20 protein-coding genes and 1 pseudogene are annotated in these 20,940 nt (G+C 57.9%); 8 read left to right on the top strand and 13 right to left on the bottom strand.

The window, feature by feature from the left end; genetic code table 11:
- Positions 1-90: 90 nt before the first annotated feature.
- Both ppk2 and M495_RS12485 read right to left on the bottom strand, forming a co-directional pair.
- Positions 91-1,005: a polyphosphate kinase 2 gene (gene ppk2 / locus M495_RS12490; RefSeq protein WP_020827029.1), complete on the bottom strand. Its 915-nt coding sequence runs from the start codon at positions 1,003-1,005 to the stop codon at positions 91-93.
- A 26-nt stretch (positions 1,006-1,031) separates the two neighbouring features.
- Positions 1,032-2,642 carry an inorganic phosphate transporter gene (locus M495_RS12485; RefSeq protein WP_020827028.1) on the bottom strand — a complete coding sequence of 537 codons (1,611 nt, stop codon included), beginning with the start codon at positions 2,640-2,642 and terminating at the stop codon, positions 1,032-1,034.
- Between the two features lie 204 nt (positions 2,643-2,846).
- Here M495_RS12485 and M495_RS12480 point away from each other — a divergent pair, with 204 nt between their 5' ends.
- Positions 2,847-3,875 carry a transporter gene (locus M495_RS12480; protein WP_020827027.1) on the top strand — a complete coding sequence of 343 codons (1,029 nt, stop codon included), beginning with the start codon at positions 2,847-2,849 and terminating at the stop codon, positions 3,873-3,875.
- Here the strand turns inward: M495_RS12480 and M495_RS12475 are convergent, their stop codons facing one another.
- From M495_RS12475 to M495_RS12435, 9 genes are all read right to left on the bottom strand, one after another.
- Positions 3,876-4,409: an SRPBCC family protein gene (locus M495_RS12475; protein WP_020827026.1), complete on the bottom strand. Its 534-nt coding sequence runs from the start codon at positions 4,407-4,409 to the stop codon at positions 3,876-3,878. It lies immediately after the preceding gene.
- Between the two features lie 3 nt (positions 4,410-4,412).
- Complete coding sequence (locus M495_RS12470; RefSeq protein ID WP_020827025.1) at positions 4,413-4,760, bottom strand: ArsR/SmtB family transcription factor; 348 nt, start codon at positions 4,758-4,760, stop codon at positions 4,413-4,415.
- An 88-nt stretch (positions 4,761-4,848) separates the two neighbouring features.
- Entirely contained in the window at positions 4,849-6,075 is a 1,227-nt protein-coding gene (locus tag M495_RS12465) for a Zn-dependent hydrolase (RefSeq protein WP_020827024.1), read from the bottom strand.
- A complete protein-coding gene (locus M495_RS12460; protein WP_020827023.1) occupies positions 6,072-6,563 on the bottom strand; it encodes an L-2-amino-thiazoline-4-carboxylic acid hydrolase in 492 nt (163 codons plus the stop codon). Before M495_RS12460 ends, M495_RS12465 begins: the two co-directional genes overlap by 4 nt.
- Before the next feature lie 28 nt (positions 6,564-6,591).
- Positions 6,592-7,752, bottom strand: a complete 1,161-nt coding sequence (locus M495_RS12455; RefSeq protein ID WP_020827022.1) for a branched-chain amino acid ABC transporter substrate-binding protein — start codon at positions 7,750-7,752, stop codon at positions 6,592-6,594.
- A gap of 34 nt (positions 7,753-7,786) precedes the next feature.
- Positions 7,787-8,500: an ABC transporter ATP-binding protein gene (locus tag M495_RS12450; protein WP_020827021.1), complete on the bottom strand. Its 714-nt coding sequence runs from the start codon at positions 8,498-8,500 to the stop codon at positions 7,787-7,789.
- The gene (locus M495_RS12445; RefSeq protein WP_020827020.1) at positions 8,493-9,263 is read right to left on the bottom strand and encodes an ABC transporter ATP-binding protein; all 771 of its coding nucleotides are present in this window, start codon (positions 9,261-9,263) and stop codon (positions 8,493-8,495) included. The genes M495_RS12450 and M495_RS12445 overlap by 8 nt, the downstream gene beginning before the upstream one ends.
- Positions 9,260-10,372, bottom strand: coding sequence for an ABC transporter permease subunit (locus M495_RS12440; protein ID WP_020827019.1), 1,113 nt, complete (start codon positions 10,370-10,372; stop codon positions 9,260-9,262). Before M495_RS12440 ends, M495_RS12445 begins: the two co-directional genes overlap by 4 nt.
- 9 nt (positions 10,373-10,381) lie before the next feature.
- The gene (locus tag M495_RS12435; protein ID WP_020827018.1) at positions 10,382-11,332 is read right to left on the bottom strand and encodes a branched-chain amino acid ABC transporter permease; all 951 of its coding nucleotides are present in this window, start codon (positions 11,330-11,332) and stop codon (positions 10,382-10,384) included.
- Between the two features lie 172 nt (positions 11,333-11,504).
- On the opposite strand from M495_RS12435, the gene M495_RS12430 reads away from it, so the two are divergent.
- The 3 genes from M495_RS12430 to M495_RS12420 all read left to right on the top strand — a co-directional run bounded on the left by M495_RS12430 (position 11,505) and on the right by M495_RS12420 (position 14,783).
- On the top strand, positions 11,505-12,413 hold the full coding sequence (locus tag M495_RS12430; protein ID WP_020827017.1) for a LysR substrate-binding domain-containing protein: 909 nt from the start codon (positions 11,505-11,507) through the stop codon (positions 12,411-12,413).
- Between the two features lie 84 nt (positions 12,414-12,497).
- The gene (locus M495_RS12425; RefSeq protein WP_020827016.1) at positions 12,498-14,378 is read left to right on the top strand and encodes a potassium transporter Kup; all 1,881 of its coding nucleotides are present in this window, start codon (positions 12,498-12,500) and stop codon (positions 14,376-14,378) included.
- A gap of 102 nt (positions 14,379-14,480) precedes the next feature.
- Positions 14,481-14,783 (top strand): cupin domain-containing protein, encoded by a 303-nt coding sequence (locus M495_RS12420; protein ID WP_020827015.1) that lies wholly within the window; start codon positions 14,481-14,483, stop codon positions 14,781-14,783.
- Here M495_RS12420 and M495_RS12415 read toward each other — a convergent pair whose 3' ends face one another.
- The gene (locus tag M495_RS12415; RefSeq protein ID WP_020827014.1) at positions 14,784-15,368 is read right to left on the bottom strand and encodes a TetR/AcrR family transcriptional regulator; all 585 of its coding nucleotides are present in this window, start codon (positions 15,366-15,368) and stop codon (positions 14,784-14,786) included.
- A 141-nt stretch (positions 15,369-15,509) separates the two neighbouring features.
- Here M495_RS12415 and M495_RS12410 point away from each other — a divergent pair, with 141 nt between their 5' ends.
- From M495_RS12410 to M495_RS12400, 3 genes are read left to right on the top strand one after another with little or no spacing between them, the layout of a single operon-like run.
- Positions 15,510-16,565 (top strand): sugar phosphate isomerase/epimerase family protein, encoded by a 1,056-nt coding sequence (locus tag M495_RS12410; protein ID WP_020827013.1) that lies wholly within the window; start codon positions 15,510-15,512, stop codon positions 16,563-16,565.
- A gap of 28 nt (positions 16,566-16,593) precedes the next feature.
- Positions 16,594-17,490 carry an alpha/beta fold hydrolase gene (locus tag M495_RS12405; RefSeq protein ID WP_020827012.1) on the top strand — a complete coding sequence of 299 codons (897 nt, stop codon included), beginning with the start codon at positions 16,594-16,596 and terminating at the stop codon, positions 17,488-17,490.
- Positions 17,480-18,388 carry an alpha/beta hydrolase gene (locus M495_RS12400; RefSeq protein WP_020827011.1) on the top strand — a complete coding sequence of 303 codons (909 nt, stop codon included), beginning with the start codon at positions 17,480-17,482 and terminating at the stop codon, positions 18,386-18,388. The genes M495_RS12405 and M495_RS12400 overlap by 11 nt, the downstream gene beginning before the upstream one ends.
- Before the next feature lie 52 nt (positions 18,389-18,440).
- On the opposite strand, the pseudogene M495_RS12395 reads toward M495_RS12400, so the two are convergent.
- A pseudogene (locus M495_RS12395) lies at positions 18,441-19,876 on the bottom strand (NAD-dependent succinate-semialdehyde dehydrogenase).
- Between the two features lie 213 nt (positions 19,877-20,089).
- On the opposite strand from M495_RS12395, the gene M495_RS12390 reads away from it, so the two are divergent.
- Positions 20,090-20,917 (top strand): AraC family transcriptional regulator, encoded by an 828-nt coding sequence (locus M495_RS12390; protein ID WP_020827009.1) that lies wholly within the window; start codon positions 20,090-20,092, stop codon positions 20,915-20,917.
- Positions 20,918-20,940 lie beyond the last annotated feature (23 nt).

The raw sequence follows: 20,940 nt of genomic DNA, 5'->3' as shown, positions 1-20,940 counted from the left end.
AGGTGACCCTTCCGGATCTGAAAACCCGGCGGTAACGTTCTGGCGTGAGGGGAAGGCAGGGAGGCGGCCATGCGCCTCCCTGGCAGGGCATCAATACACTTCTGGCACGACCATATTATCCGGCACCGGGCTGCGACTGTAGTCCGGGCTGCGTTTGCGTGGTGGCAAGGTGATCACGTTGCCTTCGGCTTCTTCGTAGGGCACTTGCTTAAGCAGATGGCTGATACAGTTCAGCCGGGCCTTTTTCTTGTCGACACCCTGAACCACCCACCATGGCGCCTCAGGAATGTTAGTGCGTGCTAACATGACTTCTTTGGCCTCGGTGTAGTCCTCCCAGCGGCGGCGGCTCTCCAAATCCATTGGGCTGAGCTTCCACTGCTTGAGCGGATCGTGGATGCGACTGAGGAAACGCAGTTCCTGCTCATCGTCGGTGATCGAGAACCAATACTTGACGATTTGAATGCCGCTGCGCGTCAGCATCTTTTCGAACTCCGGCACGCTGCGGAAAAACTCTTCGTATTCTTCGTCGTTGCAAAAGCCCATCACTTTTTCCACTCCGGCACGGTTGTACCAGCTGCGATCGAACAACACCATTTCGCCGGCAGCCGGCAGGTGGGCGATATAGCGCTGGAAGTACCACTGGGTACGTTCGCGATCGTTGGGGGCGGGCAGCGCGGCCACACGGCAGGTACGCGGGTTCAAACGTTGGGTGATGCGTTTGATCACACCGCCCTTGCCGGCGGCATCGCGGCCTTCAAAGATGATCACCAGACGGTGACCGGTACGCATCACCCAGTCCTGCAGTTTGACCAATTCACCCTGCAGTCGCAGCAATTCGCGAAAATACTGTTTGCGCCAGGCTTTTTTCTGGTCGCTGTCCACCTCGGTGTCGTCAAAGCGCAGGTCGTCCAGTTCCATTTCCAGCTCTTCGTCATAGCTGTCGTAGAATTCCTGCAGCAGGCGCTGGTTGAAGGTGTCGTCGTGATTAAATTCATGCATAGCCATAGTTGATTCTCCGTGTTAGCCCGGTTTTAAAAATGGGTGAAGATCCAGTAGAGCCCGGCGGAAAGCAGCACCGAGGCTGGCAGCGTCAACACCCAGGCCATCAGCAGATTGCGTAGGGTGGACATTTGCAGGCCGGAGCGGTTGGCCGCCATGGTCCCGGCAATGCCGGATGAAAGAACGTGGGTGGTGGAAACCGGCAGGCCGAAGGCGTCCGCCGCCCCGATAGTGGTCATCGCCACCAGCTCGGCACTGGCGCCCTGCGCATAGGTAAGGTGGCTTTTCCCAATTTTCTCGCCCACGGTGACCACGATGCGCCGCCAGCCGACCATGGTGCCCAGCCCAAGCGCTATCGCTACCACCACCTTGACCCAGAACGGAATAAAGCGGGTGGCGCTGTCCAATTCGCCTTTCAGCGCGTCCAGATTGCGTTGCGAGTCAGCGGGGATCTGAAGTTGTTTTTCCGTCTTCAGGTGCTTAATGACCTCCGACGTCAGGTACATATCATTTCGGGTGTTGGATACCGCCTGCGCAGGGATTTTGTCGACCGACCCGTACTGGCGAATTTGATCGCCGATGGCGCCGGTCAGTTGGGCCAGGGCAGGTACCACCTCCGGCGTCAACTCGCTGGTGCGAACATAGCCGGTGAGGACTTCACGTGCAGGAACCTGACTGACCGCTGGGAACTGTTGCAGCAGTTGGTTTTTTGTCACTTCCGCCAATGCCGCTACGCGGGGGATTTGCTCCGGCGGCATCGAACGGTTCAGCGCATAGGCAATCGGCATGGTACCGACCAGGATCAGCATGATAAGGCCCATGCCTTTTTGCCCGTCATTGGAGCCGTGAGCAAAGGAAACGCCGGTACAGGTGAGGATCAGCAGGCTGCGGATCCACAACGGCGGCGGCGAGTCATTTTTGGGGGCGGTATACAACTGACGGTTTTTAACAAAGACCTTCAGCGCCAGCAGCAGCAAGGCGGCAAATACGAAGCCGATCACCGGTGAAAGCAGCAGGGCATACCCCACTTTAATGGCTTGCCCCCAGTCGACGCCGCTGGTGCCAGTGCGGCCGTGGATCAGGGCGTTAGCCACCCCTACGCCGATGATCGAGCCTATCAAGGTATGCGATGATGACGCAGGCAGCCCCAGCCACCAGGTGCCGAGGTTCCAGATAATCGCCGAGAACAGCAGGGCGTAGACCATGGCGAACCCGTTGCCGGTACCGGCCTGCAAGATCAGTTCAACCGGCAGCAGCGAAATGATGCCGAAGGCCACCACGCCGCTGGAGAGCAAAACGCCGAGAAAATTAAAGAACCCCGACCAAACCACGGCCACCATCGGCGACAAGGAATGGGTATAAATCACGGTGGCTACCGCATTGGCGGTATCGTGGAAACCATTAACGAATTCAAAGCCGAGCGCGATCAATAACGCCATTCCCAATAAAAGAAACGGAACGTAACTGGTATAAACCGCGCCGGCATCGCTGACGTCGTTAAATAGATTTACGCCAGCAAAAGCTATCCCCAGCACTAATAATAAAATAAAAAAAAGAACAGTGAGTCGACTGTTCTTTTGGTAGATTTTTGGCAGGCTTGACGCAGATGGCGCACCCGCTTGAACGGCGCTGTTATCGCTCATAAAGGACCTTCCCGATAGGCTTCATTAGATTACTGACGGTGCTGTACGGTGTTGCCATCAAAGTATTGGGAAATAATGTGACTTTTTTATGACGCTAATATTAATCATCGGGAACAGTGAAAATAATTAACGTTGGCATTTAAAGGTTGATATAAAGACTGAGATTGATTAATTCATGCGTGCGGTTATTCGGGACAAAGGTTTATGGCTCAGACGGTTGCGGAAAAATTACACAAACTTGATTTTGACGATGAGGTCACCGGGCTGATTTACGGCCACGTTTTTCGTACGTCAGAGCCACCGCAGCGGGTCTCTTCGCAGCAGGCCTGCCAGGCCTATCAGACGCTGTCGCCGGGGGAGGGATTTATCTGGCTGCATCTCAACCTAAATCATGCCGCGGCGGAAAAATGGCTAAAAAACCACTTCGAGATTTCTGAGTTTTTCTTTGACGAGATCCGCCACGGTTCTCATACCACGCGCATAGAGCGTCAGGGAGAAGATCTGTTCGCGGTGCTCAACGACGTAATCTTCCACCCGAAAGAGAACAACCCGGAGATTGCGACGCTATGGCTGTATTGCCGTAGCGGCCTGGTGGTCACGGTGCGGCACAAACCGCTGCGTTTGATTGAGCGGCTGCTGGGGCGACTGGGGCCGCTGCAGTTGGCGTCTTCTACCGAATTGCTGGCGCATTTGCTGGAAGAGCAGGAAGAGGTGCTGGAGCAGGTGGTGCGGCAGGCCAACCAGTACGTCGATACCATTGAAGATCGCCTGCTGAGCAACCATGTGAAACGCAACCGTACCGAACTGGGCAGAATGCGCCGTATGCTGCTGCGTTTTCAGCGTCTGCTGGCGCCGGAGCCCGCGGCGCTGTTTCGTTTGCTGAACCGGCCACCGACCTGGCTGAGCCGGGACGTGGTACAGGATCTGCGGCAATTTACCGAAGAGTTCACGGTGGTGCTAAACGATCTCGCCAGCTTGACCGAACGCATTCGCTTGTTACAGGAAGAGATAGGCGCCAAGCAGATGGAACAGAACAACCGCACGCTCTACACCCTGACGGTGATCACCGTGTTGGCACTGCCAATCAATATCGTCGCCGGATTCTTTGGCATGAACGTGGGGGGGATCCCGCTGGCCAGCAACCACCACGGCTTTGTTTTGCTGGTGTTGCTGGTCGGCGGCTTTACGCTGGTTACCGGCTATCTGGCTTTCAGACGCCGGGATGAAGGCTGATCACAGTCTGGCCCGGTACTCTTCTTCCAGGCGAGTGTGAGTGCTCCAGAACGGCTGCGGCTGACGATTGTGCAGACGATCGACCAGGATATCCAGGTGGGTATGCCAGCCCCCGGCCACGCTGAGCATTTCATCACGGTTGGCCAGGCGACGGTGGGTGACCGTCAGCAGCACGGCTTTGCCCTGTTCGGTCAGTTCGAAGGTCACCTCGGAAGGGCGGCTTTGCCCCTGTTCAGCCCAGGTAAAACTCAGCAGCCGCGGTGGGAAAAGGCAGGTGATATGGCCGACGTTACTGACGCTGCAGCTTAGGTGCTTATATTTGGCCGGCGTTTGCTCGTGTTCGCCGGTCAGCTCGGAATTGCGAAACACCAGCTCTACCTGGGCGCCGTTTTCCAGCTTCATTTCGCCGGCGGCCAGCCAGGTGGCGCGTTTGTCGGATTCCGTCAGATAGGCCCAGACCCGTTCGATAGGGCCGGGCAGCAGCCGCTGAATACGCAGCGTGCCGGTTTCAATAATCATGCCGTAGTCGTTCATGGTTCACTCCTTGGGAGGATTCGGTTCCGGTTGCAGCAGCGCTATTTCCAGCGCGTCCAGCCGCTCAGTCCAGAAATGCTCGTAGGTTTGCAGCCATTGCATGGCCTGCGCCATAGGCTCGGGTTCAAGCCGGCAGATATGGTTTCTTCCCTGCACGGTACGCTGCACCAGCCCAGCAAGCTCCAGTGCTTTGATATGCTTGGAAGCGCCGGCAAACGACATCTGCAACGGCGCGGCCAGTTCGCCAATGCTGTGCTCGCCACCGGCCAACGACCGCAATATTGCGCGGCGTGTCGGATCGGAGAGCGCATGGAAAATGGCGTCCAGCTGTGAGGAAGATAATTTAACCATATGGTTGAATATAGAACAGGCAGGCTAATATTCAACCAGTTTGTTGAATATTTTTTCTGGCTCCGACAAACAGGCCGGAGCCAGGGGATCAGGCGTGAGTTTGCGCCAATATGGCATTGAGCAACACGTTGGCACCGGCGGTCGACCACGCCGGGGAGATGTTTTCCAGTTCGTTGTGGCTGATGCCGTCCACGCAGGGGATAAATATCATCGCCGTAGGGGCTACCCGGTTCAGGTAACAGGCGTCATGACCGGCACCGGAAACCATATCCCGGTGCGAATAGCCCAGGGTCTTGGCGGCCTGCCGCACGCTGTCGATACAAGCTGGATCAAAACGTATCGGCTGATATTGGAATATACGCTCGGCATGGGCATTTAGCCCATCGACGCCCACTTCGGCCACCGCAGCCAGCAAACGTTGCTCCATCTGCGCCAATACGGCCTCTTGCGGGTGGCGGAACTCGACGCTGAAAAACACCTTGCCCGGCACCACGTTGCGGGAGTTGGGTGTGATTTGCGCCATACCTACCGTGGCACGGGCATCCGGCATAAAGTCGTTACCGATATCATTGACCGCCTTGACCATGGCGGCGAAGCCGAGCAGGGCGTCGCGCCGTCTATCCATTGGCGTCGTACCCGCATGGGCGCTGAACCCCGTGATCTCCAGTTCATACCAGCGCTGCCCCTGTGCGGCGGTCACCACGCCAATCTCAATGTTTTCCGCTTCGAGGATCGGCCCTTGCTCAATGTGCAGCTCAAAGGCGGCATGAATCGGCGTGTTGCCCACCGGATGCTCGCCGGCGTAGCCGATTTGCTGCAAGGCTTCGCCGATGCTGGTGCCCTGTGCATCCTGGCGCGACAGGCCGTATTCCAGCTCGAACACGCCGGCAAATACCCCAGAAGAGATCATTGCCGGCGCAAAGCGTGCGCCTTCTTCATTCGTCCAGTTAATGACTTCCACCGCACGTTCGGTTGCGATTTGTCGATCGTTCAGGGTGCGGATCACCTCCAGCCCGGCCAGCACGCCGTAAATACCGTCGAAACGGCCGCCGTTGGGCTGGGAATCAACGTGGGAACCGGTGACCACCGGGGCCAGATCCGGGCGAGTGCCTTCACGGCGCAGGAACATATTGCCCATGCGGTCGATGCGTACGCTGCAGCCGGCCTCCAGGGCCCACTCGCGCAGCTGGTTGCGCGCCATGCGGTCTTCTTCGCTCAGGGCCAACCGGGTCACGCCATCTTTCGGGATAGCCCCGAACTGCGCCATGTCGAGCAGGCTTTGCCACAGGCGTTCTCCGTTTACTCGATGCGTCACTTTTTTTCTCCCTGCGCTTTGGCGGCATAGCGAAAATCGCAGCAGGGCGCGCCGGACATGATGGTCTGGGTGCGCTGCAGTTCGACCTCGGGCGCGTAGCCGACGATAAACTGGCTGTCGCGCGCGCAGGACAGCAGATGGCCGATCTCACCCAGCCCCATCTGATGGTACATCTCGGCATAGCGACAGCGGGTGACGTCATAGTCAAAATGCTGCTCGTCCTGGTAGATCACCTTCACCTGCAGCGCATCGTCTTTTTCCCACAGGTACTGCAAGGCGGCGAAACTTTGCAAATCCGCGCCATTCGGCTCCTGCGCGGCGAAGTTTTTGCCGGCTTCAATGGCGGCATTTTCAATTGCCTCGCCAATCACTGCCTGTGCGCGCTCTTTGCCGATTTCGCGCACCAGGATCTGGTAGATCGGTTTGATGATTTCCGCTTCTATGCGGCGCCGTGCCAGAATACCCAACTCGTTTTTTGCATCGCTCATCGCCTTGCTCCTCATTACTTGCGGATTTTTATTGTTTTTTTGCGCCGCCCAATACGGTCTGCGGCTGCCATTTGCCGTCAACCACCCGGTACAGGGTGAAGCTCGGCTGTTGCAGGTTGCCCTGCGAATCGAATGCGATGGTGCCGGTGACGCCTTGATAATGAATGGCTCGCAGCTTCGGCAGATAATCGGCCGGATCGGCGGATCCCGCCTGCTCGATGGCGGCAATCAGTACCCGGGTGGCGTCGTAGGCGAACGGCGCATGCAGTTCGATATGGGTTTTATAGCGGTCGCGATAGGCCTGCTCAAAGGCTTTGCCGCCGGGCATTTGCTCCAGCGGTAAGCCAGGCTCAAGGGCCACAACGCCTTCGCCTTCTTTCTGTGCCAGCGTCAGGAAGGTCTGGCTAACGAAGCCACCGGCCCCCATCAGCGGGGTGTTCATGCCCAACTGTTTGATACGGCGCGCCAGCGGCGCTGCCTGTGAGTCGACGCCGCCGAAGAAGATCAAATCGGCGTTCTTGCTGCGCACGGTGGTCAGCACCGCGCTGAAGTCGACGGTCTTGTCGTCGACATATTCACGCGCCACCGGCTGGATACCCTGAGCCGCCAACGACTTGATGAATTCATCCGCCAGTCCTTGCCCGAACGCGGTGCGGTCGTCAATCACCGCAATGCGCTTGGCTTTTAGCTGTGTGACGGCATAGATCCCGGCGTAATTACCGCCATCGTCGTCATGGCCCATGACGCGGAAGCTGGTATCAAACCCTTGTTGAGTATAGCCATGGCCGGTGGCGACCGGCGCAACCTGGGCAATACCGGCGTCGTGGTAAATACGCGCCGCAGGAATGCTGGTGCCGGTGTTCCAATGGCCGACCACTCCGACCACGCCTTCGTCGACCAGACGTTGTGCCACGGCGACGGCGGTGCGCGGATCGGATTGATCGTCTTCGGACAACAATTTAAAGGTGACCGCTTTACCGTTCAGCGTGGGTTTCTGGGCGTTGGCATCGGCGATCGCCAACTGAGCGCCGTTCTCCAAATCTTTGCCGATACGGGCGGAAGGGCCGGTTAAAGGACCGGCCAGGCCGATCAGAATGGTTTCATCGGCCAGCGCCGACGAGGCGGCACCCAGGCTGACCAGAATTGCGGCGGCCAACGCCAACGGCTTGAAGCGAGTTATGTTGTGCATGTAAAACTCCCGGTGTGGTTAAAAGTAAAAACGTTTATTCGCCCAAATAGGCTTGTTTGATTTTTTCATCGTCCAGCAGGTCGGCAGAGCGGCCGCTATGGTTCAGATTGCCGCTGTCCAGCACATAAGCGCGATCGGTCGACGCCAGCGCCAGCCTGGCGTTTTGTTCAACCAACAGTAGCGTGACACCGTCACGCGACAGACGTTTGATAACCTCAAAAATGGCCTCAACCACGATAGGCGCCAAGCCCATAGAAGGCTCATCCAGTATGAGCAGGCGCGGGCGGCTCAGCAGCGCACGACCGATCGCCACCATCTGCTGCTCACCACCGGAAAGTAATCCGGCCTGTTGACGCAGCCGTTCACGCAAGCGAGGGAAAAGCGCGCAAACCTGCTCCAAATCCTGTCGAACCGCCGGTTTGTCAGAGCGTGAATAAGCGCCAAGCTGCAGATTCTCCAATACCGTCATGCGGGCGAAAATCCCGCGGCCTTCCGGCACCATCACCAGCCCCTGCTGCAGCAAGCGATGCGGGGGTACGCCACGAATGGAAAGGCCGTCGAACAGGATTTCTCCTTCAAACGGCTGCAGGCCGGTCAGAGCGCGCAGGCTGGAGGTCTTGCCCGCGCCGTTGGCGCCGATTAACGTCACCTGTTCGCCGCTGTTCACCGTAAAATCGATGCCTTTCACCGCATGAATGCCGCCGTAAGACACTTTTAAATTTTTAACGCTGAGTAAGGGCTCAGACATGGGCAGCGCCTCCCAGATAAGCGCGGATCACCGCAGGCTCACGCCTTACCTGTGCCGGTTCGCCTTCGGCGATGACTTTGCCGTAGTCGAGCACCGTCATGCGGTCGCACAGTCCCATCACCAGCTTGACGTCATGCTCTATCAGCAACAGCGTTTTGCCACTGTCTCGAATGCGTAGCAGCAGATCGCGCAGTGCCACTTTTTCGGCCGCGTTCATCCCGGCGGCGGGTTCATCCAACGCCAACAATTTGGGCTCGGTCGCCAATGCCCGGGCGATTTCCAGCCGGCGCTGGTGGCCATAGGAAAGATCGCCGGCGCGATAATGCGCGAACTGACTGATGCCGACGTAGTCGAGCAGCGCGTGGGATTTTTCCCGCGTGGCCTGTTCTTCCTGTCGGGCGCGCCGATGGCGTGAAATCGCTGCCCACAGGCCGTTGCGGGTGCGCAAGTGGCAGCCGACCATCACGTTTTCCAGCACGCTCATCTCATTGAACAGGCGCAGGTTCTGGAAGGTGCGGGCGATACCGGCCTGTGCCACCTTATCGATAGCCTGCGGCTTGTAGCGTTGATCATGCAGGCGGAATTCGCCGCTGTCGGCGCGGTACAGACCGGTGATCAGGTTGAAGCAGGTGGTTTTGCCGGCACCGTTGGGGCCAATCAGGCCGTAAATCTCTCCCTGACGGATGCTGATACTGACATTGTCCACCGCGGTCAATCCGCCAAAGCGTTTACTGACGTGACTAAGCGTGAGAAGCGGCGTCATAAAGTGGCCCCCTGTGGATGACGTGCAGGCCACAGGCCTGCCGGGCGATACAGCATCACCAGAATCAACGCCAGCCCGTAGAACAGCTGACGGATGATCTCCGGATCGATCCACACCTGGCCGAACAGGGCCTGTTGCAGCGGCCCCATGGTGCTGCGCAGCAGTTCAGGCAAGGCGGCCAGCAACAAGGCGCCGAGGATCACTCCGGGGATATGGCCCATGCCGCCCAATACCACCATCGCCAGTACCGCGATGGACTCTTGCAGCGTAAAGGACTCCGGTGAGACAAATCCTTGAAATGCTGCGAATAAAGCGCCGGCGATGCCGCCAAAAGTGGCGCCGATGGCGAATGCCAACAGCTTGAAATTACGCGTATTGATGCCCATCGCCCGTGCCGCGTCTTCATCTTCGCGGATGGCGGTCCAGGCCCGACCCACCCGTGAGTGTTGCAGGCGAAGACAGATAAACAGGATCAGCAGCAGCAGGGCGGCGAACAGGTAGTAATAGAGGTACAGTGACGAAAAACGGAAACCGAACCACTGATGCATGCCCGAAAACTTCAGGCCAAACAGTGAAACCGGATCGATGCCGGAGATCCCTTTGGGGCCGTTGGTGATGTTCAGCGGCCGGTCCAGATTGCGCATCAAAATGCGGACGATCTCGCCGAAGCCCAAGGTGACGATCGCCAAATAGTCTCCACGCAGTCGCAGCGTCGGTGCGCCCAGCAGAATGCCGCACAACGCTGCCAATATTGCCGCCAGCGGGATCAGCAGCAGAATAGACAAATGCAGCCCATCGGGGAACCACTGCAACAGTATTGGAAACTGCTCGGTCAGGTGGGGTGACGACAGCAGAGCGGTCAGGTAGGCGCCTACCGCGTAAAAGGCGATAAACCCCATGTCCAGCAAACCGGTTAGGCCAACCACGATGTTCAACCCTAACGCCAGCATCAGGTAGAGCAAGGCAAAATCAATCACCCGCACCCAGTAGTTACCACCGGCGGCACCGGCCACCCAGGGGGCAAGCAGCAGGCCGAGCATAAACAGCGCCACGCCGAGTCTGGCGCGGCCAGGGGAATCGGTTTGCTGTAGGTGAGTCAAAATAGTCATCTTGTATCCTCAGGCGCGGGTGGCGACGCGTTCGCCCAGCAGGCCGGATGGGCGAAATACCAATACGGCGATCAATATCAGGAAGGCGAAAACGTCCTGATAATTACTGCCGAAGGTGCCCCCGGTCAGTTCGCCGAGATAACCGGTGCCCAGCGACTCGAACAACCCCAGCAACAGGCCGCCGAGCATGGCGCCGCGCAGGTTGCCGATACCGCCCAATACGGCGGCGGTGAAGGCTTTGATGCCCGGCAGGAACCCCATGGAGAAACCGGCATTGCCGTAGTTGCTGGCCATCATGATGCCCGCCACGGCCGCTAAAGCACCGCCGAGGGCGAACGTCAGAACGATGATGCGGTTGGGGTCTATGCCCATCAGGCCGGCAACCTGCGGGTTTTCCGCCGTGGCGCGCATGGCGCGGCCAAAGCGCGAGTGTTCGACCAATAGCAGCAGCCCGGCCATCACCAGCAGCGCGATAGCCAGCGTGGCAATACCGGTACCGGTGATCACTGCCGGCGCGTGGTTGGCGCTGCCAGACGTCAGGGCGATGGGCTCCATGGGCAACAGTTGCGGGAACATTAAGGGATTGCGTGACCAGATCAGCATCGCCAGCGTTTGCAGCAGCAGAGAAACGCCAATCCCGCTGATCAGCGGCGCCAGGCGCGGGGCATTGCGCAGACGGCGATAGGCCAGACGCTCAATACTCATCGATACCAGCGAGCAGACTGCCATGGCGATCAGCGCCGCCAGCAACAGCGTGACGTAAGGTGATAGCGTCGGGAAATGATGTTGTAACACACCGATGGCGGACAACGCGCTCAGCGCGCCGACCATCAGCACATCGCCGTGGGCAAAATTGATGATGCGCAGAATGCCGTACACCATGGTGTAACCCAGGGCAATCAATGCATAAATGCTGCCAAGCATCAGTCCGTTGACGGTCTGCTGTACCAGCGTATCCATAGGAAGGAGTCCCGAAAAATAATGATTCAGGAAGCTCACAGTAGAGAATTAAAAAAAATTGTAAAATACGGAAAAATAATTTCTTATACAGAAAATGTGTGTTTTTAATTGTTTGATTTATTTGTATATTAATTTTTAATCATCGGCGATTTTTCAGCAAAATAGTCAACATATGAAAAAAACAGAACAATACAATGCGTCGTTACCCAATGATCCACCGCTGCGCGCCGTGCGGGCATTTGAGGCTATCGCGCGTTTGGGGAGCATCAGCGCCGCGGCGCTTGAACTGGAAATATCGCCTTCGGCGGTGAGCCATCAGCTCAAAACGCTGGAGGCCTTTCTGCAAATGCCGCTGACCGAACGCCAGGGACGCCGGTTAATATTGCGCAGCGAAGGACGGGACTATTACCGTTCTATCCGCTCGGCATTTAACGTATTGCGTCAGGCAACCGAGCAGGTGCGCGAGCAGTCGGCTTCCCGGCAGGTCACCATCAGCCTGATCCCGTTGTTCGGCATGGGCTGGTTCATTCCGCGACTGCGCGGCTTTCTGCGCGAAAATCCCGAGATAGATATCAACGTGGTGTATGCCAATCATCGCAATTACCTCAGCGATGCCGCAGATATCTCGATCCGCTTTGGTGCGGGGCAATGGAGCGGCTATCGCAGTGAAAAACTGATGTCCGGCAAAATGGTGCCGGTATGCAGCCGCAGCTTTATCAAGCTGCACGGGCTGTTGGACACGCCGGAGCAACTTGTACCTTTGCCGTTGCTGCACGACGAAGAGCGCGCTACCTGGATGCAGTGGTTTCAGTCAGCCGGTGTCAAACGACCGCTGCGCAGTACCGGCCCGATGTTTGAAGACGGTCTGCTAACGTTGGCGGCGGTGCAGGCGGGCCTGGGCTGCGCGCTGATGCGTGAACCCCTGATCGAACCCTATCTCAACAGCGGCGAGCTGGTTAAGTTGTTTGAGCTGGCGATTGACGATGGGCGCGATTACTACCTGTGCGTGCGGCAAGACAATGAACTGTCACCAGAAGGGTTGAACTTGCAGCGCTGGCTGCTGAAAGAGGCGGGGAACTGAAGGTTCTCACCCAATATCGGCACGCGCTAACCGCCTGAATTGACTATCCTGAATAAATCGTAATGGCTTATTCAGGAAACTTCGATGAGCACAGGGAATGAACAGGAACAGACGCCGAAAATAAGCATGCCGCTGTTGGCCGGCGGCGCACTGGGGGTGGTGTTTGGTGATATCGGCACCAGCCCGTTATACACCCTGAAAACCGTGCTCTATCTCTCGGGGGATGCGCCGTCGGCGCCGGTGATCCTGGGCCTGCTGTCGCTGATTTTCTGGACGCTGGTGATCGTCACCTCGCTGAAATACGCCATGTTTGCCATGCGCATCGATAACCGCGGTGAAGGCGGCATTATGGCGTTGATGTCGTTACTGGTCAGCAAGAAAAAGGCCCGGCCGATGGTGCTGTTTGCCGGCCTGTTCGGTGCGGCGCTGATCTACGGCGACGGGGCCATTACCCCGGCGATTTCGGTGCTGTCGGCGTTGGAAGGGCTGAACATCGTACTGCCCGAGTCGAAACCCTATATTTTGCCTGCGGCGGTGCTGATCCTGGTGAGCTTGTTTGCCATTCAGCCCTTAGGGACCGCGCGTATCGGTAAAGTCTTTGGGCCTATCATGGCGCTGTGGTTTTTCTCTATCGCGGTGCTGGGTATTTGGGGCATCGTTCAGCATCCGGCGGTGCTGATGGCATTGAATCCGCTGTACGGCATCCACTTTCTGTTTTCCAACGGGCTGACCAGCTTTTTAGTGTTGGGTGGGGTGTTTCTCTGCGTCACCGGCGCAGAGGCGCTGTATGCCGACATGGGGCACTTTGGCAAAAAGCCGATTTGGCTGGCCTGGTTTGGTATCGTCTTCCCCAGCCTGCTGCTGAACTACGCCGGCCAGGCCGCGTTGATCCTCTCCGGCGCCGATGTCACCCAAAACATCTTTTTCCGCCTGTGCCCGCCGATGCTGCAGATCCCTCTGGTGATCCTGGCGACCTTGGCCACCATTATCGCCAGTCAGGCGATCATCAGCGGCGCCTTTTCCATGACCCGTCAGGCAATCCAACTGGGTTGGTTGCCGCGTTTGCGGGTGAAACAGACCACTGAGGAGAGCTACGGGCAAATCTATATCGGTGCCATCAACTGGTTGCTGATGGCGGTGACGGTTTTTCTGACGGTATTTTTCAAGTCTTCCGACAATCTGGCCGCGGCTTACGGCATTGCGGTTTCTCTCACCATGATCATGACCACCGGGCTTTTGTTTGTGGCCATGCGCGAAGTATGGCGTTGGGGAACGCTCGCCAGCCTGTTGGTTGCCGGCGGCTTTTTTATCGTCGATCTCAGCTTCCTGTTGGCTAACCTCAGCAAAGTCATGCAGGGCGGTTATGTCCCATTGCTGATGGCCACGCTGGTCTATGGCGTGATGTTAATCTGGCACCGCGGGGTGCTGGCGGCCTCTCGCACGCTGGGGGAAAAGAACCTGCCGCTGGCGGATTTTCTGGCGCATCTTGAAGAACGTAACATCCCAAGGGTGCCAGGCACGGCCATTTTTCTGACCCGAACGTTAAATGGTACGCCGCCGGTGATGAGATGGCAGGTTAAACGCAACGGTTCGCTGCACGCCAATGTGCTGGCGCTGCACATCATGATTGTTAACGAACCGCGGGTGGCAAATGCCGAACGTTTGGTGATGCGGCAACAGTCGCCGGGTTTCTGGTGCGCGGTAGCCAGCTATGGCTTTATGGAACGGCCCAATATTCCGCGTTTATTACAGCATGCGGAGGCGCAGAAAACCGGGCTGAACTTTGACGATGCTACTTATTACCTGGGTCATGAAAGCGTGGTGCGCCGTGAAACCCGTGACCGATTACCGGCCTGGCAGCGCAATATTTTTGCGCTGATGGTGCGCAACGGCATGCACGTGACGGATTATTATTATTTGCCCAGCGATCAGGTGGTGGAGATCAGCCGTCGGGTGCCGGTTTGATCCGTCTGGCTATAGGTTAAAAGCAAAGGTTATTTAGCCGTCGAAGCGCGAGGGAGTAAATTGCCGTGGCAGCGAAGGGCGCTGCTTGCTGATGAAGGGCTTATGTCATTATTCGATCTTACCGCGCTGGCCGCCGATTTGCCGCAGGCATGGCGTTCCAGCGTACTTGGGAAGGTAGGCGCGGCCAATATCAAAGTGTTGCTGATGGATCAGCGTGAGATTGCCGAAGAGGTCCACGATTATCATGAAGGATTGCTGGTGATCGCCGGGCAACTGCGGCTTGAAGTGCAGGGTGAGGAAATCACGGTTAACGCCGGGCAACTGTATCAGGCCGCCGCTGGCGTGCCGCATCGGGTGTTGGCGGGCAGCCAGGGCACCCTGGTGATTTTTGATTTGCCGGAGTGATCAATCCAACGTGGCGAGCGCAATTTTGACCGCCGCTTCCAATCTTGCCCGGCTGACGCCATCGCGCGCCTGAATCGACAACCCGTGCAGGAAGGCGGCAAAATAGTCGCCAAGAGCATCGGCATCGGTACCGGGCGGCAGTTCACCGCTGGCGACGGCGGCGTGCAGACGATCAATAATGCCTTGGGTGCGAAGCCGACGATGTTCCGCCAGCCAGGCTTTGATCCCGCTGTTTTCGTCGCTGACGCTGGCGGCAGAGGAAACCACCATACACCCTTGCGGCAGGTCTGCGCGGCTGTAGAGCGCCACTGCATCGTCCAGCATGCGTTTTATCGCCAGGCGCACGCTGCTTTCTTCACTGAATGCGCGATCGGCAAATCCGCCTTCATGACTTTCGTAACTTTCGATGGCTTCACGAAACAGCAACTCTTTCGAGCCGAACGCCTTGTAGATACGGGCGGAAGCGATGCCCAGTTCGGTCACCAAATCCGACATCGAGGTGCCCTCGTACCCCTGACGCCAAAATAAATCTCGTGCTTTCAGTAACGCCTGCTCACGGTCGAATTCGCGCGGTCTGCCTGCCATTAATCAATTCCTGGTTGCCTGTCCCTCAGCGAAACAGGATCGCTTAAATCTATTGTAATACCAACGAGTTTTTAAAATTCGCTTGCTGAGAGATTCATTTGAGCCTATTGTTTGTCAATCGACAAACAATAGGAGTTTACGATGAAAACCCTGAAAGGTCCAAGCCTGCATCTCGCCCAATTCAGTGACGACGCAGCCCCATTCAACAGCTTGCCGGCTATCGCTCAATGGGCGGCAGAAACCGGTTTTAAAGCCCTGCAGATCCCCGCCTGGGACAGCCGACTGTTTGATCTGGCCACCGCGGCGGAAAGCCAGACTTATTGCGACGAACTGATCGGCATGCTTGCGGAGCAGGGACTGGTAGTCAGCGAACTGACCACCCACATTTTCGGTCAGCTGATGGCGGTGCATCCGGCTTATGACGCATTGTGCGACAGCTTTGCGCCACCGGCATTGCATGGCAACCCGCAGGCGCGCAGCGAGTGGGCGCACCAGCAACTGCTGCTGGCGGCCAAAGCCTCAGCGCGACTGGGCCTGACCGAAATGGGCACCTTTTCCGGTTCGCTGGCCTGGCCTTATCTATTCCCGTTCCCGCAGCGCCCGGCGGGGCTTATTGAAACCGCGTTCGATGAGTTGGCCAAACGCTGGCTGCCGGTGCTCAACGCCTGCGATGAACAGGGGGTGAACCTGTGTTATGAAATCCACCCCAGTGAAGACCTGCACGACGGCGTGACCTTTGAAATGTTCCATCAGCGTGTTGGCGGACACCCGCGCTGCCAAATACTGTTCGATCCGAGCCACTTCGTGCTGCAACAGCTGAACTATCTGGATTACATCGATATTTATAAGGATTTCATTCGCATGTTCCACGTCAAGGATGCCGAATTCAATCCGACCGGGCGGCAGGGCATTTACGGCGGTTATCAGTCATGGACCGAGCGCGCCGGACGTTTCCGCTCATTGGGCGACGGTCAGGTGGATTTCAAGGGCATCTTCTCCCGGCTGACGCAGCATGGTTACGACGGTTGGGCCACGCTGGAGTGGGAATGCTGCCTGAAGCATCCACAGGATGGGGCTCGCGAAGGTGCCGCCTTTATTCGTGATCACATCATCAACGTGACCGACAAGGTGTTTGATGACTTCGCCGGTGCGCCGGTTGATCAACAGCAAATCAATACCTTGCTCGGCCTGCGCTGAGCCCGCAATTCCACGACGGAGAACATCAATGACACTGCAAAATAACGGGTCCATGACCAATGGACCTGAGCCGGAACACGTCTATACGCGGGTAAAGGGTAACCGCATCCACTGCGTCACGCTGGGCGAAGGGCAGCCGGTATTGCTTATCCCTGGCTGGCCGCAGACCTGGTTTACCTGGCGTCATGTCATGCAAGCGCTGGCGGCGGCCGGTTTTAAAGCGATAGCGGTAGACCCGCCGGGCATCGGCGATTCGGACAAGCCGATCGGGGGGTATGACACCGGCAGCGTTGCCGCGACGCTGCACCAGACCATGCTGCAACTGGGGCATGAACGTTACCAACTGATCGGCCATGACATCGGCATGTGGGTTGGCTATGCAATGGCGAGCGACTTTCCGCAGGCGGTGACGGGGCTGGTGCTGACGGAAGCGGTTATTCCCGGCCTGGCACCGGCACCACCGATTTTTGTCCCGGCAGATCAAAATATTTTCCTGTGGCACTTCATGTTCAACCAACTGGCGGATCTGCCGGAGACGTTGACGCTGGGCCGTGAGAGGGAGTATCTCAGCTATATCTTTAACCGCTGGTCCTATCGTCGGGATCGGGTGGCGGCAGAAACCTATATTGCCGCCTATTCAGCACCGGGAAGCCTGCGCGCCGGTTTTGACTACTACCGCGCCATTCCGGAAACCATCCGCCAAAACCAGCGGCGGGCAGAAACTCGGCTAACCATGCCGGTGATGACCATTGGTGCAGAACATGCTACTGGCGAGGCGCCATTCGTCACGCTGCGTGACAACGCGGTGGATCTGCGAGGAGAAACCGTGGCCGGCTGTGGCCATTTCATCACCGAAGAGTGTCACGAGGAATTTATCGCGTTGGTGATCCCCTTCCTGTCAGGGAGCCAGAACCATGCCGCTTGATCCTCAGATCGCTCGTTTTCTGTCGGAGGCTGCGCAGGCACCAGCGCCTGCATCGCTCAGTGAGATGCGGGAGGTCGCCCAGGCCGGCTTGTTGGCGCTGCAGGGTGAAGCTGAAGCCAGTGGTGGCGTCCGTGATGGTTGGGTGACAGCTGACGACGGGCAGGCTATCGCCATTCGTGCCTATACGCCGGGAGGAGCGACGCCGGGTGAACCTTTGCCTGCGATGCTGTATGCCCACGGTGGCGGCTGGTGTCTGGGATCGCTGGCGCTGTATGACCGGCCTTGTCAGGCACTGGCCAATGCCACCGGGCGAGTGATCCTGTCGGTTGATTACCGGTTGGCGCCTGAGTATCCCTATCCACGGCCGCTTGAGGACGTGTATCAGGCCCTGTGCGGCATGGTGGAAAGGGCCGATGAGTGGGGCGTTGACGTTGCCCGCATGGCGGTAGGCGGCGACAGCGCAGGCGGCAACCTGGCCGCGGCGGTGGCGTTATTGGCCCGAGACCGCAAGGGGCCGCAGATTGAGCATCAGCTGTTGCTGTATCCGGCATTGAGTCGTGCTATGGATACCGCAAGCTATGAGGAGTACGCGCAAGGGTATTATTTGACGCGGGAAGTGATGGCGTTTTGTTGGAACACCTATCTGGGCGAAGCGGACAAGCCGCAGGATCCTTACGCAGAGCCACTGCATGCCCCAAGGTTACAGCGGTTACCCCCGGCGACCATTCTCAGCTGCGAATACGATCCGTTGCGTGATGAAGCCGAGCTTTATGCCAAGCGGTTACAGGAGGCGGGCGTAGCGGTGCGTTGCGAGCGGCTGCCGGGCATGGTGCATGCCTGCATTCACATGCTGGGCTTGACCCCGGCGGCGCGGGTGTTGTTCGACAAGGTTGGCTGATAAAAAATGCCCCGTATGAATGATACGGGGCATATGTACCGGCCTGAATGGCTTAACGGCCGGCGACGGTGACGAAGCGGGTTTCCAGATAGGATTCGATCGCTTCGCTGCCGCCTTCGGTACCGTGGCCGGAGTCTTTCACCCCACCAAACGGCGTTTCCGGCAGGCCAAAACCGATATGGTTGATGCTGAGCATGCCGCTTTCCACATCGCGTCCCAGCGCCGTCACCGTGGCGATGCTGCGGCTGTAGGCGTAAGCCGCCAGACCGTATGGCAGGCGGTTAGCCTCGGCAATGGCTTCCTCATAAGTGGTGAACGGACGCAGCAGGGCTACCGGACCAAAAGGTTCTTCAGACATCGCGCGCGCGCACTCAACGGCACGTCACGTAATACCGTCGGTTCAAAGAAATTGCCGACGCCCGCCACCCGGTGACCGCCGGTCGTGGCTTTAGCACCCTGGGCAATCGCATCCTTCACAAAGGCATCAATGGCTTCTACGCTGCGTTGCAGAACCATCGGGCCCATGGTGACGCCTTCCTCCAGACCATTGCCCAGCTTGATATCACGCACCGCAGCGGTGAATTTCTCAACGAAGGCTTCATAAACGCCTTGCTGGATCAGGAAACGGGTCGGGGCGATGCAGACCTGGCCGGCGTTGCGGAATTTGGCCAACGCCAGCTCTTTGGCGGCAGCGTCCAGATCGGCATCGTCAAAAATCAACACCGGCGCGTGGCCACCCAGCTCCATGGTGGCTTTTTTCATGTGCTGGCCGGCCAGTGCCGCCAAATGTTTACCCACGCGGGTGGAGCCGGTGAACGAGATTTTGCGAATGGTCGGATGCGGGATCAGGTACTCGGAGATCTCCGCCGGAGTCCCGTATACCAGCGCGATAACGCCAGCCGGCACGCCTGCGTCGGCAAAGGCTCTGATCAGCTCCGCCGGTGAGGCCGGAGTTTCTTCTGGGCCTTTGACGATGATCGAACAGCCTGCTGCCAGCGCGGCGGACAGTTTGCGTACGATCTGATTAATCGGGAAGTTCCACGGGGTGAAGGCGGCAACCGGCCCAACCGGCAGCTTGAGGGTTTGCTGCTGCACATCGCGACTGCGGGACGGGATAATCTGGCCGTAGGTGCGGCTGGCTTCGCCGGCAAACCAGTCGATCACATCCGCCGAATTAAGAATTTCAACCTTGGCCTGCGCCACTGGTTTGCCTTGTTCCTGACTCATGATGGCGGCGATCTTCTCGGCGCGCTCACGCAACAATGCTGCGGCCTTGCGCATCAGGTTTGCACGCTGATAGGCGGAGGTGTCGCGCCAGACTTTAAAACCGCGTTCGGTTGCGTCCAGTGCCAGATCAAGATCGGCTGCGGCGGCATGCGCCACGCTGCCAATCACCTCATCGGTCGCGGGGTTGGTGACCGGCGTGGTTTTGCCGGCGACTGCGTTACGCCATTGTCCGTCGATATAGAGTTGAGTATCTGGATACATTGTTGCCTCTTACTTTCAAGGGGTTAAAAACGGGTTTCCCGTTCTGCGGCGGGATAATCAAGACGCCGGTGCCGGCTTGCTGACGCCGGGCGCTGAGTAAAATACCCTACGCTGAATGAGTACCAGCGTCCAGAGAACCGCGTTACGCACTACTCAAAACCTGCCGCGTTGACTATCATATCGGCACCAGCGAAATAGAAGCAGGGTGGCAAGGTGCAGGGTGTTCCACAACAGTTTCCCTTTGAAAAAGACAGCGCGCAGTTTCGGCATTTGCCGCAGGTGTCGGGCGTTGAGCTTTATCACGCCCATATAGAGCGCTATGTTTTTGAGCCGCACACGCACAATGCATTCGCCATTGGCACCGTCGATTTTGGCGCTGAACGTTTCCGCTACCGTGGCGCGCAACATTTGGCGGCGCCGGGTTCGTTGGTATTGATGAACCCGGACGAGTTGCACACCGGCGAGGCGGAAACCGCCGGCGGCTGGAATTACCGGATGCTGTATCTGGAGCCGGACACGCTGGAATTGCTGTCGGGTGAGCAGGGGTTCTGGTTTACCGAAGCGGTACGCGAGGATCCATTGGCGGCGCAGCGATTGTCCGCCACCCTGGCCGCGCTGTGGCAAGCCAAAGATCCCTTGACCATCGACGACTTGCTGATGCAGGTCATTGCCATTTTCCGCCCACACATTCAGGCGGCACGTCCGTTGAAGGCAGAGGCGGCGCACCGTTTTGATATCGTCAAAAGCTACCTGCACGATAACTTTGCCTCTGTCATTACGCTGGAGCAGTTAGCGGCGCTGGTTTCGCTCAGCCCATATCATTTCCTGCGTAAATTCAAAGCCCAATATCACGTATCCCCCCAACAGATGCTGATGGCGATCCGTCTGTCACAGGCCAAACTGATGCTGGGGCGCGGTATGCCCGCGGCCCAGGTGGCGGCAGCGGCGGGGTTGACCGATCAGGCGCATTTGACGCGCGCCTTTGCCAATCGTTACGGTGTCACGCCAGTGCGCTACCAGAAACAGGTCACCAACCGCTAAAACAGCAACCTGCTACAATATTT

Source organism: Serratia liquefaciens ATCC 27592 (assembly GCF_000422085.1).
Lineage (GTDB): Bacteria > Pseudomonadota > Gammaproteobacteria > Enterobacterales > Enterobacteriaceae > Serratia > Serratia liquefaciens.
Note: the sequence above shows the minus strand (reverse complement) of the source record. Positions and strands in the feature narration are given on the sequence as shown.

Excerpts from the sequence above, each read along its gene's own strand:
- M495_RS12480 (WP_020827027.1), top strand. The coding sequence starts at position 2,847 with ATGGCTCAGACGGTTGCGGAAAAATTACACAAACTTGATTTTGACGAT.
- M495_RS12420 (WP_020827015.1), top strand. The coding sequence starts at position 14,481 with ATGTCATTATTCGATCTTACCGCGCTGGCCGCCGATTTGCCGCAGGCA.
- M495_RS12400 (WP_020827011.1), top strand. The coding sequence starts at position 17,480 with ATGCCGCTTGATCCTCAGATCGCTCGTTTTCTGTCGGAGGCTGCGCAG.
- M495_RS12450 (WP_020827021.1), bottom strand. The coding sequence starts at position 8,500 with ATGTCTGAGCCCTTACTCAGCGTTAAAAATTTAAAAGTGTCTTACGGC.
- M495_RS12410 (WP_020827013.1), top strand. The coding sequence starts at position 15,510 with ATGAAAACCCTGAAAGGTCCAAGCCTGCATCTCGCCCAATTCAGTGAC.
- M495_RS12440 (WP_020827019.1), bottom strand. The coding sequence starts at position 10,372 with ATGACTATTTTGACTCACCTACAGCAAACCGATTCCCCTGGCCGCGCC.
- M495_RS12435 (WP_020827018.1), bottom strand. The coding sequence starts at position 11,332 with ATGGATACGCTGGTACAGCAGACCGTCAACGGACTGATGCTTGGCAGC.
- M495_RS12475 (WP_020827026.1), bottom strand. The coding sequence starts at position 4,409 with ATGAACGACTACGGCATGATTATTGAAACCGGCACGCTGCGTATTCAG.
- M495_RS12430 (WP_020827017.1), top strand. The coding sequence starts at position 11,505 with ATGAAAAAAACAGAACAATACAATGCGTCGTTACCCAATGATCCACCG.
- M495_RS12445 (WP_020827020.1), bottom strand. The coding sequence starts at position 9,263 with ATGACGCCGCTTCTCACGCTTAGTCACGTCAGTAAACGCTTTGGCGGA.
- M495_RS12455 (WP_020827022.1), bottom strand. The coding sequence starts at position 7,752 with ATGCACAACATAACTCGCTTCAAGCCGTTGGCGTTGGCCGCCGCAATT.
- M495_RS12405 (WP_020827012.1), top strand. The coding sequence starts at position 16,594 with ATGACACTGCAAAATAACGGGTCCATGACCAATGGACCTGAGCCGGAA.
- M495_RS12415 (WP_020827014.1), bottom strand. The coding sequence starts at position 15,368 with ATGGCAGGCAGACCGCGCGAATTCGACCGTGAGCAGGCGTTACTGAAA.
- M495_RS12460 (WP_020827023.1), bottom strand. The coding sequence starts at position 6,563 with ATGAGCGATGCAAAAAACGAGTTGGGTATTCTGGCACGGCGCCGCATA.
- M495_RS12425 (WP_020827016.1), top strand. The coding sequence starts at position 12,498 with ATGAGCACAGGGAATGAACAGGAACAGACGCCGAAAATAAGCATGCCG.
- ppk2 (WP_020827029.1), bottom strand. The coding sequence starts at position 1,005 with ATGGCTATGCATGAATTTAATCACGACGACACCTTCAACCAGCGCCTG.
- M495_RS12485 (WP_020827028.1), bottom strand. The coding sequence starts at position 2,642 with ATGAGCGATAACAGCGCCGTTCAAGCGGGTGCGCCATCTGCGTCAAGC.
- M495_RS12470 (WP_020827025.1), bottom strand. The coding sequence starts at position 4,760 with ATGGTTAAATTATCTTCCTCACAGCTGGACGCCATTTTCCATGCGCTC.